Consider the following 14,087-nt stretch of genomic DNA (forward strand, 5'->3'; position numbering starts at 1 on the left):
GGTGGCGCGGTGAGGGAGCGGCACGACCACCCCGGCCGGACGTGGCGATGCGCTCCGGCCGCGGTGCGCGGGGGCTCGTGCTCGTCCCCTCCGCTGCCGCGGCTCTGTTGTCGGAGGTGTTTCGGAGCCGACGGCGTGACGGATGGGTCCGGATCCGCATCGGCGGTCGGCGCGTGAGCGCGGGGCCCGCGGGGGCGGTCAGTCCAGGTCCCGCGCGTGGCGGAAGCGGGCGAGCGCGTCGCCGAGGCTCACCAGGGGTTCGGGGTAGTCGAGGGCCGATCGTTCCGGATGCGGGAGCTTCCACGGTTCGTGGACGAACCGGGTCTCCAGATCGGCGAGTTCGGGCACCCACCGGCGGACGTAGGCCCCCGCGGGGTCGTACCTCCTGGCCTGCAGGACCGGGTTGAGGATCCGGTTGGGCCGGGTGTCCGTGCCGGTGCCCGCGGCCCACTGCCAGTTCAGCTGGTTGTTGGCGAGGTCGCCGTCGACGAGGAGGTCGAGGAAGTGCCGCGCTCCCGCCCGCCAGTCGACGTAGAGCGTCTTCGTCAGGAAGGACGCGGCGAGCAGTCGGGCCCGGTTGTGCATCCAGCCCTCGTGGGCGAGCTGCCGCATGGCGGCGTCCACCACCGGATAGCCGGTCCGGCCCTCGCGCCACGCCCGCAGGTCCTCCTCGGCGTCCGCGCCGCGCCGCCAGCGGTCGTGCCGGGTCCGGTAGTCCTCGGTGGCGACCTCCGGCCGCGCGGACAGCACCTGATAGTGGAAGTCGCGCCAGCACAGCTGTCGTACGAACGCCTCGGCGCCCGCTCCTCCCCTCGCGCGGGCCCGGTGCAGCGCCTCCGTCGCCGACACGGCGCCGAAGTGCAGGTAGGGCGAGAGGCGCGAGGTCGCGTCCCCCGCGAGGTCGTCGTGGCGTGCTTCGTACGCGTCGGAGTGACGAGCGAGCCAGGCCGTCATCCGTCGGCGGCCCTCCCGCTCGCCGCCGGTGACCAGCCCCTCGGAGACGGACGGCACGGCGGAGCGCTCGGGCAGCCCGTCGGAGCGCACCGCGTCCGGCACGCGGACCGAGCGGGGGGCCGTGAGCGGGGTGCGCAGCCGTTCCGCCGCCCAGCGGCGGTAGTACGGGGTGAAAACGGCGAAGTGCTCCGAGCCGAGCGGGGTCACCGCACCGGGCGGCAGCGCCGTGATCACCCCCGCGTGGACGCGCAGACGGCGTCCGTCGGCCTCCAGGGCCCGCCGCAGCCGCTCCTCCCGGTGGTGGGCGAAGCCGCTGCACCCGGCCGCCAGGTGGACCTCGTCCGCGTCGGCCTCCCGGGCCACGGCGAGGACCTGGTCCACGGTGTCGCCGGAGCGCACCACGAGGCGACCGCCCCGCTCCCGCAGACCGGCGTCGAGGTCGGCCAGGCAGTCGGCGAGGAAGGCGAGCCGGTTGGGCGCGGCGAAGCCGGCCCGGTCCACGGCCGGGTCGCGGACGAACAGCGGGACGATCTCGTCCGACCTGTCCAGGGCGGCCCGCAGCGGGGGGTGGTCGTGGAGCCGGAGGTCGGAGGTGAAGACGACGACGGAGACGTTCACGAGGTCCCTCCCGACGGCCGTCGCGCGGACGAGGGCCCGGAGGCGGTCCCGGGCGTGGTCGCGGGCTCCGGGGTGGCGGCGGGATCCTTCGCCGCGCGCGTTCCGGGGCCGCCCTTCTCCGCCGTACGGGTGATGCTGCGGGCCATTCCGCCGAAGACGACGGCGTGGAAGGGTGCCACGCTCCACCAGTAGAGCTGGCCGGCCAGTCCGCGGGGGTGGAAGAGGGCCCGCTGGCGGTAGCGGGTGCGGCCGGCGTCGTCCTGCTCGGCGTACATCTCCAGCCAGGCGAGGCCGGGGAGCCGCATCTCCGCCCGCAGCCGGAGCAGGCTGCCCCGCTCGATCTCCTCGACCCGCCAGAAGTCGAGCGCGTCGCCGACCCTGAGCCGTTCGGCGTCCCGGCGGCCGCGGCGCAGGCCGACACCGCCGAGGAGCCGGTCGAACCAGCCGCGTACCGCCCAGGCGAGCGGGAAGGAGTACCAGCCGTTCTCGCCGCCCACACCCTCGATGACCCGCCAGAGCGACTGCGGGTCCGCCGCGACCGTCCGTTCGCGTTCGTCGGTGTACAGGCTGCCGCCCGCCCAGTCGGGGTCGGTGGGCAGCGGGTCGCTGGGCGCGCCGGGGAGGGAGGCGGAGGACCAGCGGGTGGTGACCTGGGCGTCCCGGACGCGCTGGAGGGCGAGGGAGAGCGCGCGGTCGAAGGAGATCGGGGTCCCGGGCGGGTCGGGGACGTGGGCGGTGATGTCGTGTTCGGCGCAGACGACCTCGTACCGCAGCGATTCCGCGAGCGGGCGGGCGAGGGCGGCGGGGACGGGGGTGACGAGCCCGATCCACTGGCTGGACAGGCCGGGGGTGAGCATGGGGACGGGCAGGATGAGCCGCTGCCGCAGGCCCGCGACCTGCGCGTAGCGGAACATCATCTCGCGGTACGTGAGGATGTCGGGGCCGCCGATGTCGAAGGCGCGGTTGACGTCGTCCGGCATGCGGGCGCTGCCGACGAGGTAGCGCAGGACGTCGCGGACGGCGATGGGCTGGACGCGGCTCGCCACCCAGCTGGGTGTCACCATCACGGGGAGCCGTTCGGTGAGGTAGCGGAGCATCTCGAAGGAGGCCGAACCGGAGCCGATGACGACGGCGGCGCGCAGCACGGTGGTGGGCACGCCCGACTCCAGGAGGATCCGGCCCACCTCGGCCCGCGACCGCAGGTGGGGCGAGAGCTCCGGGTCGGGGATGTCCCGCGGGGTGAGGCCGCCGAGGTAGACGATGCGGCGGACGCCGGCGGCGCGGGCCTCCTGGGCGAAGGTGTGCGCCGCGCGGCGGTCGGTCGCCTCGAAGTCCCGTCCGGAGCTCATGGAGTGCACCAGGTAGTAGGCCACGTCCACGTCCCGCAGGGCGGGGCGCAGGCTCTCGGCGTCGGTGACGTCACCGCGTACCACCTCCGCCCGGCCGGCCCAGGGGTGGTCGCGGAGGTTGGCGGGCGTACGGGCGAGACAGCGGACCTGGTGGCCGGCGTCGAGCAGTTCGGGAACGAGGCGGCCGCCGATGTAGCCGCCGGCTCCGGTGACCAGGCATCGCAGGCCGTCGGGTGCGGTGGTGGGGTGCGTCGCCATACGAGGGGGGCTCCGTTCCGGCCGGGGAGGACACTGTCGCGACGGATGTCGCCCGTGTCGCGCGGGCACTACGTCGATTGTTCTCCGCTCGGGGCGCCGACGGACGCGGCGAGCCGCTTCTCTAGGCCGAACGCGTGGCCGGTACGGAGCCGGGGGGCGGCCCGTGCCGGAGCGGAACCGGTACCGGACCAATCCGCGAGGGCGGCGGCGGCGAATGAGCCCCGGTACCCGCGTACGTGAAGGAGGATCGCCCGGTGAGAGAGAACGCGCGCGTGGGCGGCGGCCCCGCTCCCCGTCCGGAGCCGGGGCCGCCGCGCGCGGACCTGCGAGAGCTCATGGCGCGCGTCGCCCGCGGGGACCAGGAGGCGTTCGCCGGTGTCTTCGACGCCGTCTCCGGGCCCGTCCTCGGTGTGGTGCGTGCGGTGCTGCGCGATCCCGCCCAGTCGGAGGAGGTCACGCAGGAGGTCATGGTCGACGTCTGGCGCACGGCGGCCCGCTACCGGCCCGACCGGGGGTCGGTGCTGAACTGGGCGCTCACCCTGGCGCACCGGCGGGCGGTCGACCGGGTGCGGTCCGAACAGGCGGCCACGGACCGCGCCCGGAGGGTCGCGCTCCTCGAGCACACCCCGGCCTACGACGAGGTGGCCGAGGAGGTGGAGAACCGGCTCGACCGGGAGCGCGTACGGCGCTGCCTGCGCGGTCTCACCGAACGCCAACGTCAGTCGGTGACCCTCGCCTACTACCGGGGTCTGACCTATCGCGAGGTCGCGGAGCTGATGGGGCTGCCGCTCGGCACCGTCAAGACGCGGATGCGGGACGGGCTGATCCGGCTGCGCGACTGCCTGGGGGTCGCCGCGTGAACGCCGCCGACCTCCACACGATGACCGGGGCCTATGTCCTCGACGCGCTCGACACGGACGAGGAGCGCGAGGCCGTCGAGCGGCACCTGGCGCATTGCGCGTCCTGCGCCCACGAGGTCCGCGAGCTGTCCGAGACGGCCGCGCGGCTGGGGCTCGCCGTCGCCGAGCCGGTCGGCCCGGAGCTGCGCGCGGACGTGTTGCGCCGGATCACCACCGTGCGTCAGTTCCCGCCCGCGACGGAGCCCTCCGCCCGTACCGCCTGGGCCCTGCGCGGCCTGCGGCGACTGCCGGGCTGGGCCCTCGCCGCGTCCCTCGTCGGGGCGGTCGCCCTCGGGGGTGTGGCGGCCCTGCAGTACGAGCGGGCCGAGGACGCCCGGCGGGCGGCGCACCAGGCCCGGGCGGAGACGGCGGGCGTGGCCGCCGTCCTGGCGGCGCCGGACGCGCGGGTCACCACGGCGCGCCTGCGGGGCGGCGCGGTGGGGACGGTGGTGTACGCGCCGTCGGCGAACCGTGCCGTGTTCGCCGCCGCGGACCTGCCGGAGCCTCCGGACGGGAAGGTGTACCAGCTCTGGTTCGACGACCGGGGGGTGATGCGTCCGGCGGGCCTGCTGCCCTCGGGGTCCGCTGCCTCGGCCACGCTGCTCACCGGCGTGGTGGACCGCGCCACGGCCGTCGGCCTCACGCTGGAGCCCGCGGGCGGTTCGCCCCGGCCGACCTCCGCGCCCGTCGCGGTCCTGGCGCTGCCCATGGCGTGACGCGGGGGGCCGGTACAGGAGGCCGCGGGCGGCTCAGGCGGCCTGGGTCAGTTCGGCGCGGCCGAAGAGCAGGCCGTACCCCGGCGGGAGCTGGGCGAGGACGCGGTCGAGGAGGTCACGGCCGGCGAGGTCGGCGACCACGTTGAGGACGGCGCCGGTGTCCCATCGTGCGGTGGCGGGCGTGCCGCCGACGCGCTCGGCGAGGTCCTTGACGAAGCCCCAGCCGGTGAGGGGGTCGGTCGTGGGGATCTGGCAGGTGAAGGCGCGGGCGGCCTCCAGGGGCAGGCGGGCCGCGAGGTCGACGCGTTCGTCGCCCGTGATCTGCCGACCGAGGGCGGCCAGGACCGCGCGCACGGTCTCCTCGGCCCGCTCCCGGGTGGGGTAGGCGCCTTCGTAGCGCACGCGTTCCAGCATCCGGTCGAACGTCATGGCAGGCGCGGCCGGGCGCTGCGGGGTCTGTTCCGACAGGGTCAGCATGGAAGGAGGGGTGCCTTTCTCATCGTGGTGGACGCGTGTGCGGGGCCGGGCGGTGGCTTGCCCGGCCCGGGGCGCGCGGAGGACGGGAGCGGGCCGGGGGACGGCCCGCGAAGGGGAGGAATCGCGGTCGTCCGTCCTCCGCGCGAGGGGGGCAGTTCAGCTGCTGATCTGCTTGCGGTCGGTTCCGGCGCCGACGGTGATCCTGCGCGTCTTGGCGCGCTCGGCGATCGGGATCCGCAGGGTCAGCACGCCCGCCTCGTAGTCGGCGGTGATCCGCTCCGTGTCCAGGGTGTCGGCCAGCATCAGCTGGCGGGAGAAGACACCGAGGGGCCGCTCGGAGAGCTCCATCTGCACGTCGTCGGCGCGCGTGACCGGCCGGCGCTCGGCCTTCACGGTCAGCATGTTCCGTTCGACGTCGACGTCGATCGCGTCGCTCGACACCCCGGGCAGGTCCAGGGCGATGACGTACTCGTCCCCTTCGCGATACGCGTCCATCGGCATGGGCGAGGGCTTGGACCAGGTGCCGGTCGCGCCCAGAAGCTGCTGGGTGAGCCGGTCGAGCTCGCGGAACGGGTCGGTGCGCATCAACATCGCGAAACACCTCCAGTTGGTTCGGGCAGAAACTGCCAATGCGCTTCACCTGACACCGTTGTAACATGTCATCGGAACGATGACAACTACGATGTCATCGAAAGGGTGACACCGGACGAAGGAGTCTGATCCCATGACCGCAGCCGACCGGCCTCGACGGGCCGGCCCCGCCGACCCGTCCTTCCTCGCCGCCTCGGCCGCCCTCTCCGCGATCGACGAGGCCGTCCGCTCGACCGGGGCCGCGGGGCCGGCGGAGACCCCGGAGGCGGGCCAGGGCAGCTCCGCCGAGGAGGCACTGGCCGCCCTCCTGCTCCTGCGCGAGCTGCGGGAACGGCTCGCCGGCTGGGAGCCGACCCTGATCGAGGCGGCCCGCGAGGCGGGCGCCAGCTGGGCCGAACTGGCTCACCCCCTCGGTGTCGCCAGCCGCCAGGCGGCCGAGCGCCGCTATCTCCGGGTGCGCCCCGGCGCGGAGGGGACGACGGGCGAGCAGCGCGTCCAGGCGACCCGCGACCGCCGCGCCGCGGACCGGTCGGTGACCGCCTGGGCACGGGGCAACGCCGCCGATCTGCGGCGTCTCGCCGGCCAGATCACGACGCTCGGCGACCTCCCGGCCGCCTCGGACGCGCCGGTCGCCCGTCTCTCCGAAGCCCTCGGCGACGACGACGCGGCCGCCTTGGTCCGCCCCCTGATCGACACCCACCGCCACCTCGAAGCGGCCCACCCTGACCTCGCCGCCCGCGTGGACACCATCACCCGCCACACCGACCGCCTGCGCGAGGCCAACGGCCGCACCCCCGAGGGCTCCTGACGGTGCACCTTCGGAGGACCACCCGATCCGCGCCTCTCGGAAGCGGGTGGGAGAGCCTCCGCACCGCCCGGTCAAGCCCGTGGCACGGGAGGACGAGCAGGTGTCGAGAGGCCCAGGCGCCCGCCTAGAACCGGCGCCACCTCCCAGGCGTTCAGGCCGTGGCCAGTGGGCCCGTACGACACAGTTCGGCCTAACCCGGCGCGCCGTGGGATAGCGGCGCTCGTAGCGTCGAATCGACGGTCGACCGATCGCGAGGAGGCCAGGATGAACCGACGCTCCGCTGTCGCCGGCATCGCCTTGGCCGTCGGGACGCTCGTCCCGACGGCAGGGATCGCGCACGCCCAGGACCTGGATTGCAGGGACTTCGCGTTTCAGGAGGATGCCCAAGCCGAGTTCAATCGGGACCCGAGCGATCCGCACCGGCTCGACGAGGACCGGGGCACCGACGACGGGATCGCCTGCGAAGTGCTTCCACGCAGGAGTACCGCTGCCGTACCGGTGCCCCTTCCGACATCTGCCCGGCCGACGGTGATGCCCTCACGGGGCGCTCAGGGCGGTGTGGGCGGAACCTACGGCCCTACCGATGCCGAGACCGCTGTCGGCCTCGGTCTCGCCGTCATGTCCGCGGCGGGCCTCGGCTACGCACTGCATCGGCGCCGCGGGCGCGCCGGTTCCTGACGCTGGCGGCGCCTTGACCTGTGTGCCGGTGCGGGAAGGGACGAGCCGCGTACCGGGCGGATGTCGAAGGGGCATCGGTACGGCGGCGGCACAACGTGGAGGAATGCGACAGGGGCCCGGCTGGTGCCGGGCCCCTGTCTGCTCGTAGCGGGGGCGGGATTCGAACCGCGCGACCTCTGGGTTATGAGCCCAGCGAGCTACCTAGCTGCTCCACCCCGCGTCGGTGACACCGGCGTACTCGGTGGCACCGGCGGGGCGCTGAGCATTTCCGCGGGTCGGTCGCGGGTCAGCCGCGGACGATGTTCTCGGCCTGCGGGCCCTTCTGGCCCTGGGTGATGTCGAAGGTGACCGTCTCGCCCTCGACGAGCTCCCGGTAGCCGTTGCCGGAGATGTTGGAGTAGTGGGCGAAGACGTCCGGTCCTCCGCCGTCCTGGGCGATGAAACCGAAGCCCTTCTCGGCGTTGAACCACTTCACGGTGCCGCTGGCCATACTGCGTTCCTTCAGATCTTGCCGGGGGTCCCGGCCGGGTCGAATAGCGGGGGCCCTCCCCGAAGAGAGGGCGCCCGGCACCCGTTCTACCCCGTCCCGGCCCGGTCATTCGATCAGACAGGGCCGAATGTCTGGGGGGTGTCACCGCCCCCATGGCATCCGGCCCGCCGACCCGCCTGCCGGCCGTCGCGGGCTCGGGCCGAGGCCGGGGTCAGCGGCGTTCGAAGAGGTCGGCCTCAGCCGGGAGCGAGGAGAGAGAGCGCCGCGCCTTCGACGTCGCCGCCGGGGCCTTCTTGCCGCAGAAGGCGGCCTCCAGCGTTCCGCCGAGCGCCGTGTTGGCCGAGCCCCGGTTCGACGTGTTCGCCATCGCGGAGAGCGCGCGCCGGCCGTCGCGGGTGGCGAAGGCGTAGGTGTAAAAGCCCTGCACGGTGCCGGTGTGGCCGTACACCTGGGTGCCGCAGGACAGGTCGTAGCGGCGCAGGCCGAGTCCGTAGAAGCGGGCGTTGGTGGCGTCGGTCGGGGTGACCGTGGTCATCGCGTCCAGCATCCGGGGCGAGAGCAGCCTGCCCCGCATCAGCGCGGTCGTGAAGGTGTTCAGGTCCGCCGGGTCGGAGATGACGGCGCCGGCCGACTGGGCCCAGGAGACCGTCTGTTCCGTGGAGTCGACGAGCGGCCCGCCCTCCTCGTCGGGGTGGAGGTAACCGCGGACGTGCGGACCCTTGATGCGCGTCTCGGGGTGGACGTAGGAGGTGTGGCGCAGCTTCAGCGGCTTGATGATACGGCGATCGTACTGCTTGGCGACCGAGGTGCCCGTGGCGTCCTCGATGAGCATGCCGACGACGACGAAGTTGGCGTTGGAGTACTTGTACGACACGCCCGGTTCGGTCGTGCGGGGCTCGGCGAGCGAGAGGTCGACCAGCTCCTGGTACGTGAAGACGCGGTTGCGTACGGCTTCGAAGCCGGGCACGGTCTTGGCGAACATCGCGTCGGTGTAGTCGGCCAGGCCGCTGCGGTGGGTCAGCAGGTGACGGACGGTGATGCGGTCGTCGGGCAGCAGTCCGGGGAGGTAGCGGTTGACCGGCGCGTCGAGCTCCAGTCTGCCCTCGTCGACCAGTTGGAGCAGGACGACGCTGGAGAAGGTCTTGCTGACGCTGCCGATCCGGAAGCGCGCCCGGGTGTCCATCGGCGCGCCGGAGACGCGGTCGCGGACCCCGGCCGTCCGCGTGCGGACGCCGTCGGGACCGGTGAAGCGGGCCATCGCGCCGGGGGCGCCGTTGGCCATGGCGGCGGTCAGGGCCGCGGACACGCCGTCCATGTCGGGAGCGGGAGTCGCGGGGACGGCAGGGGCGGCAGGGGTGGTGGGGGCCGCCGGTGCCGCGGAGGCGGCTGTGGCGGGGGCGAGACCGCCGACGATCGCGGCGATCAGGGTGGCGCTCAGGGCAAGACGTCGGCGCGGCGACAGGGGCACGTGACTTCCTCGGCTTCTTCCTCGGCTCATGGCTCCGGCACACGGGTCGGGTGTGCCGTCGGGTCCCGGGCGGAGCGAGCACGGCGCGCCGTTCACGGGACTCATGGAGCATGAGTGCCAACGCGCCGCGTTGGTTCCTGTCACGGGGCACGCGTCTGCGACCGATGCGACGGAGCGTCAGGTTCCGGTCGGACGGCGCGGCATGAGGAGGCCGAAGGCGGGGGCGAGGACGGGCCCGTACGCCCTTACGGGCACATGAGGGACCGCCCCGGCGAGCGGGGCGGTCGAAGGACCTAGGTGAGAAGGCGGATCTCGGGCGGGCGACCTCAGGCGCGGCCCGCGGCCTTCTGGCTCCGCCGGGAGAGCGAGTCGACGACCACGGCGGCCAGCAGCACCGATCCGGTGATCATGAACTGGACGGCGTTGCTGACGCCCATGATGTTCATCCCGGACTGGATGGAGCCGATCACCAGAGCTCCGAGCAACGCGGACCAGACCGAACCGCGGCCGCCGAAGAGACTGGTGCCGCCGATGACGGCCGCGGCGATGACGTTCATCAGCAGGTTGCCGCCGCCGGAGGTCTGGCTCGCGGACTGGATCTGCCCGGCGAGGAAGAGGCCCCCGACCGCCGCCATTGCGCCGGAGATCGAGAAGACGCTCATCCGCACGAACGCGACGCTGATGCCGGCCCGTCGCGCGCCCTCGATGTTGCCGCCCACGGCGAAGACGCGCCGCCCGTAGGTCGTACGGCGCAGCACGAAGTCGAGCACCACCAGCAGGATCAGGAAGATCAGCAGGGCGAGCGGGAGACCCTGGTACTGGTTGAGGATGTAAGCGGTGGCGAAGGCGATCGCCGCGAGGACGACCGTACGCAGCGCGATCTCCGCGACCGGCCGGAACGGCACCTGGGCAGCCCTGCGGCGGTTGGCGTCCAGCAGGGAGGCGGCCAGGAAGAGGCCGACGCCCACGGCCGCGGTGATGTAGGCGGCGGCCGGGCTGTGGAAGATGGTCGAGTAGAGCCGGGTGACGATGCTCTCGGCGGGGATGTTGACGGTGCCGCTGGTGCCGAGCACCTGCAGCATCAGCCCGTTCCAGGCGAGGTTGCCCGCCAGAGTGACGACGAACGCGGGTACACCGACCTTCGCGAAGAAGAAGCCCTGGATCAGGCCGACGGCGGCTCCGCCCGCCACGGCGACGAGGAGCGCCAGCCACTCGTTCATGCCGTTGAGGACGTTGAGGACGGCGAACAGCGCGGCACACAGGCCGCTGACCGAGCCGACGGAGAGGTCGATCTCGCCGAGCAGCAGCACGAAGACGATCCCGACGGCGATCATGCCGGTGCCGACGATCTGCTGGCTGAGGTCGGAGAGGTTCTGGGCGGAGAGGAAGGCGCTGTTCAGGCTGCCGAAGACCGTCCAGATGACGATGACCGCGATGACCACGGGGAGGGACCCGAGTTCACCGCTGCGCAGCTTGCGGCGGAACTCCCCGAGGTAGCCCCGCACTCCCTCCTCGCGGACGAGCAGCCGGCTGTCGACGGCGGGCATCGCGTCGCGCGCCGGCTCCTGGGCGGAGACGTCGTCGGGGCCTCGGTCGCGGCTCATCGGTCCTCCTCCCGCTTCCGCGCCTGGCGGCGGGTGACGGCGCTGTCGGAGGCACCGGTGATGGCGGAGATGATCTCCTCGGTGGTGGTGGAGCGCTTGTCGAAGAAGCCGTTGTTGCGGCCGAGGCGCATGACCGCGATCCGGTCGGCGACGGCCATGACGTCGACCATGTTGTGGCTGATCAGGATGGTGCCGAGGCCGCGGTCGCGCAGTCGCTCGACCAGGTCGAGGACCTCCGCGGTCTGTTCCACGCCGAGGGCGGCGGTGGGCTCGTCCAGGATGACGACCTTGGGCTCGCCGATGAGGGAGCGGGCGATGGCCACGGTCTGGCGCTGGCCGCCGGAGAGGGAGGCGACGGGGATGCGGACGCTGGGGATGCGGATGGAGAGCGTGGCGAGCAGTTCGCGGGAGCGCTTGTCCATGCTCACCTCGTCCAGTACGCCGAAGCGGCGCAGTTCACGGCCGAGGTAGAGGTTGCCCACCACGTCCAGGTTGTCGCAGAGCGCCAGGTCCTGGTAGACGGTCGCGATGCCGAGGTGCTGGGCGTCGTGCGGCCTGTTGATGGCGACCGGGCGGCCCTCCCAGGTGATGACGCCCTCGTCGGGCGGGTTCACGCCGGCGATCGCCTTGACGGCGGTCGATTTGCCGGCGCCGTTGTCGCCGACGAGCGCGACGACCTCGCCGGGGTGGACCTCCAGGTCGAAGCCGGACAGCGCCTGCACCGCGCCGAACCGCTTGGAGATGCCCCGGAGGGTGAGCACGGGTGGCTCCGGCATCGGAACCGCCTCCTCCCGTTCGCCCCCGTCACCGCCCGCCGGACCGGCGTTCCGCTGCCCGGGCGGGACGCCGCACGGGCGTCCTGCCGGCGGCGTACCGCCGGTCGGGGCGGGCGGTGTCTCGTGGCTACTGGAGACCGGCTTCCTTGCAGGCCGCGGCGTAGGCCGGGGTGCAGATCTCCTGGACGGTGTACATGCCGTCCTTGACGACCGTGTCCTTGATGTTGTCCTTGTCGACCACGATCGGTGTCAGGAGGTTGGCCGGGACCTTCTGTCCGCTGCCGCTGGTGACGGTGGTGGGCGTCAGGTCGGCGGGGATCGGCTTGCCCTCCGCGAGGTTGACGGCCATCGTCGCGGCGATGTCGGCCTCCGGCTTGTACGGCTTCTCGACCGTGATCGTCTGGGTGCCGAGGAGGATCCGCTGGACGGCGTCGAGCTGGGCGTCCTGGCCGGTCAGCGGCACGTTCATGCCGGCCGCCTTGAGGGCGGTGGCGATGCCGGCGGCGAGACCGTCGTTGGCCGAGTAGACGCCGACGATGTTCTCCTTGCCCAGCGAGCTGATGGCGCCCGACATCTGCTGGTTGGCGTTGTTCGGGTCCCAGTTCGGCGTGTCGTACTCCTTGCCGATCTTCACCTTGCCGTCGAGGACCGAGTGGGCGCCGGCCTTGAACTCGGCGGCGTTCGGGTCGGTCGGCGAGCCGTTGTGCATCACGATCTGGCCGCTCCCGGCCTTGTCGCCGAGCGCGTCGAGCAGGGCCTGGCCCTGCAGCTCGCCCACCTTGCGGTTGTCGTACGAGACGTAGGCGTCGACGGGGCCCTGGGCGAGGCGGTCGTACGCCACGACCTTCACGCCCGCGTCGTGGGCCTTCTGCACGGAGGACTGGATCGACTTGGCGTCGACGGCGTCCAGGATCAGCACCTTGTCGCCCTTGGCGAGCGCGGTGTTGACCTGCTGTTGCTGGGTCGTGGCGCTCTCGGCCGCGTTGTAGTAGTCGATCTGCGCGTCGGGGGCCAGTTCCTTGATCTTCTGCTCGATGTACGGCCGGTCGAACTTCTCGTACCGCGTCGTCTTGCTCTCCGGCAGCAGCAGCCCGATCTTCACCTCGCCCTGCGCCGCGCTGTCCGCCGCCGACGAGGATGCGCCGGTGGTCGCGACCGCGCCCAGGGACAGGGCCACGGCTCCGGCGAGGGCTATCGCCCCGCGCAATGTACGGGTCATGGGAGGCTCCTCTCGTACGCCCCCTTCCCTCGGACGAGCGCGGGAACGAGGTTGCACATATCGCCTATATCGACATTAGCGGCAAGCCGGGGACCGGCAAGCGGGTGAACCGCCGGGGCGCGGCGGCCGGACGCCGCCGGGCGGCCCCGGGGGCCGTCCGGGCATACGCCCGTCGATACGGGACGAGAAGGTCAGGGCACGGAGGAGACGCCCCCTTCCCGGCGGGCGACGGAAGGCCTCGCGAGGCCGGGCGGCGACGGAGGTCGGCGCGCACCCGGGCTTCGGCGGCGACGCCAGGCGCGGGGTGGGCCGGGTGCGGCGGCCGGGTATGGCGGAGCAGCCGCATGTGGGGCCGGGCGGCTCGGGCCCGGCCGTCGCGGGCCTTCGGGTATGAGGCCGGGAGGGCAGGGCCCGGCCAGCCGTCGCGGGCCTTCGGGGGTAGGCGGTGTCAGTAGCGCTGTGCCTTGGTCAGCCGGGGGGTGAGCGGGGGTGAGGCGGGCTCGCGGCTGGTGACCAGGAGTTGGGCGCGTCCCCCGGGGGCGAGGTCCTCGGTGCCGACGAACTGGGTCTCGACGACCTTGCCGGAGGCGTCGAGGAAGTCGACCTGGGCGGCGTAGGAGGCCTCCGCCCCCGTCTTGTTGGTGACCGAGACGAGGACGGCGAGGCGTCCGCCCGTCTCGGCGCGCGGCTTGCCCGTCATCCCGACCTCGTTCAGGGCGTTGCCGCGGCCGTCGACGTCCTTCAAGGCGTTCTGGGCCGCCTGCCGGGACTGCTCGATGTCCGTCCCGATGGAGGCCTTGCGGGAGGCCTCGCGGGCCGATGCCGACGCCGCGGCGGAGGAGGCCGACTCCCGGGCCTCGGCGGCGGCGGACTCGGCCGCGGAGGCGAGCGCGGAGGGCGGCTCGCCGGCGAAGGACTCCTGGTCGGGGGGTGTGGCTCCGTCGCTGACCGACGAGCTGCCGCCCGAGTCGTCGTCCGAGCCGCACGAGACGAGGGCGGTGGCGGAGAGGGCCGCCAGGACGACCGCCGACGCGGCGCTCGCCGCGCGGGCGCGGACGGGATGCTTCCTGCGGAATGAGGGGGTCACGCGGCTCGTCCTTCTGTCGGGGGGCGGAGGGCGATCGGGGGCCGGCGCGGGAGCGGGCCGGGCGCCGCCGGGCGGCCCGACACCGTCCCGGTCAT

14 protein-coding genes and 1 tRNA gene are annotated in these 14,087 nt (G+C 73.2%); 4 read left to right on the plus strand and 11 right to left on the minus strand.

Going from position 1 to position 14,087, the window contains the following annotated elements:
- Window positions 1–198: 198 nt before the first annotated feature.
- Together ACFZBD_RS01875 and ACFZBD_RS01880 are read right to left on the minus strand one after the other, a co-directional pair.
- Window positions 199–1,572, minus strand: a complete 1,374-nt coding sequence (locus ACFZBD_RS01875; protein ID WP_391133674.1) for an FAD-binding domain-containing protein — start codon at window positions 1,570–1,572, stop codon at window positions 199–201.
- Window positions 1,569–3,179 carry a DUF2867 domain-containing protein gene (locus tag ACFZBD_RS01880; RefSeq protein ID WP_391133677.1) on the minus strand — a complete coding sequence of 537 codons (1,611 nt, stop codon included), beginning with the start codon at window positions 3,177–3,179 and terminating at the stop codon, window positions 1,569–1,571. The genes ACFZBD_RS01875 and ACFZBD_RS01880 overlap by 4 nt, the downstream gene beginning before the upstream one ends.
- A 254-nt stretch (window positions 3,180–3,433) precedes the next feature.
- On the opposite strand from ACFZBD_RS01880, the gene sigK reads away from it, so the two are divergent.
- Window positions 3,434–4,039: an ECF RNA polymerase sigma factor SigK gene (sigK, locus tag ACFZBD_RS01885; protein ID WP_391133680.1), complete on the plus strand. Its 606-nt coding sequence runs from the start codon at window positions 3,434–3,436 to the stop codon at window positions 4,037–4,039.
- Entirely contained in the window at window positions 4,036–4,794 is a 759-nt protein-coding gene (locus tag ACFZBD_RS01890; RefSeq protein ID WP_391133683.1) for an anti-sigma factor domain-containing protein, read from the plus strand. The genes sigK and ACFZBD_RS01890 overlap by 4 nt, the downstream gene beginning before the upstream one ends.
- Window positions 4,795–4,827: 33 nt before the next feature.
- Here the strand turns inward: ACFZBD_RS01890 and ACFZBD_RS01895 are convergent, their stop codons facing one another.
- Together ACFZBD_RS01895 and ACFZBD_RS01900 are read right to left on the minus strand one after the other, a co-directional pair.
- Window positions 4,828–5,271 (minus strand): DUF2267 domain-containing protein, encoded by a 444-nt coding sequence (locus ACFZBD_RS01895; protein ID WP_391133687.1) that lies wholly within the window; start codon window positions 5,269–5,271, stop codon window positions 4,828–4,830.
- 156 nt (window positions 5,272–5,427) lie between these two features.
- Complete coding sequence (locus ACFZBD_RS01900; RefSeq protein ID WP_391133690.1) at window positions 5,428–5,862, minus strand: Hsp20 family protein; 435 nt, start codon at window positions 5,860–5,862, stop codon at window positions 5,428–5,430.
- Window positions 5,863–5,995: 133 nt separating this feature from the next.
- Here ACFZBD_RS01900 and ACFZBD_RS01905 point away from each other — a divergent pair, with 133 nt between their 5' ends.
- Both ACFZBD_RS01905 and ACFZBD_RS01910 read left to right on the plus strand, forming a co-directional pair.
- Complete coding sequence (locus ACFZBD_RS01905; protein ID WP_391133693.1) at window positions 5,996–6,670, plus strand: type III effector protein; 675 nt, start codon at window positions 5,996–5,998, stop codon at window positions 6,668–6,670.
- Window positions 6,671–6,934: 264 nt separating this feature from the next.
- Window positions 6,935–7,348, plus strand: coding sequence for an excalibur calcium-binding protein (locus tag ACFZBD_RS01910; protein WP_391133696.1), 414 nt, complete (start codon window positions 6,935–6,937; stop codon window positions 7,346–7,348).
- Between the two features lie 145 nt (window positions 7,349–7,493).
- Here the strand turns inward: ACFZBD_RS01910 and ACFZBD_RS01915 are convergent.
- From ACFZBD_RS01915 to ACFZBD_RS01945, 7 genes are all read right to left on the minus strand, one after another.
- Window positions 7,494–7,568 (minus strand) — tRNA-Met (locus ACFZBD_RS01915).
- A 66-nt stretch (window positions 7,569–7,634) separates the two neighbouring features.
- A complete protein-coding gene (locus ACFZBD_RS01920) occupies window positions 7,635–7,838 on the minus strand; it encodes a cold shock domain-containing protein (protein WP_391133698.1) in 204 nt (67 codons plus the stop codon).
- Window positions 7,839–8,049: 211 nt separating this feature from the next.
- The gene (locus ACFZBD_RS01925) at window positions 8,050–9,306 is read right to left on the minus strand and encodes a serine hydrolase (protein WP_391133701.1); all 1,257 of its coding nucleotides are present in this window, start codon (window positions 9,304–9,306) and stop codon (window positions 8,050–8,052) included.
- Window positions 9,307–9,632: 326 nt separating this feature from the next.
- Window positions 9,633–10,910: a sugar ABC transporter permease gene (locus ACFZBD_RS01930; protein ID WP_391133704.1), complete on the minus strand. Its 1,278-nt coding sequence runs from the start codon at window positions 10,908–10,910 to the stop codon at window positions 9,633–9,635.
- Window positions 10,907–11,686: an ATP-binding cassette domain-containing protein gene (locus ACFZBD_RS01935; RefSeq protein WP_391133707.1), complete on the minus strand. Its 780-nt coding sequence runs from the start codon at window positions 11,684–11,686 to the stop codon at window positions 10,907–10,909. Before ACFZBD_RS01935 ends, ACFZBD_RS01930 begins: the two co-directional genes overlap by 4 nt.
- Window positions 11,687–11,813: 127 nt before the next feature.
- Window positions 11,814–12,905, minus strand: a complete 1,092-nt coding sequence (locus ACFZBD_RS01940) for a substrate-binding domain-containing protein (RefSeq protein WP_391133710.1) — start codon at window positions 12,903–12,905, stop codon at window positions 11,814–11,816.
- A gap of 448 nt (window positions 12,906–13,353) precedes the next feature.
- Window positions 13,354–13,992, minus strand: a complete 639-nt coding sequence (locus ACFZBD_RS01945) for an FxLYD domain-containing protein (RefSeq protein ID WP_391133712.1) — start codon at window positions 13,990–13,992, stop codon at window positions 13,354–13,356.
- Window positions 13,993–14,087 lie beyond the last annotated feature (95 nt).

Origin of the sequence: Streptomyces sp. NPDC008121 (assembly GCF_042957155.1) — a bacterium.
GTDB lineage: Bacteria > Actinomycetota > Actinomycetes > Streptomycetales > Streptomycetaceae > Streptomyces.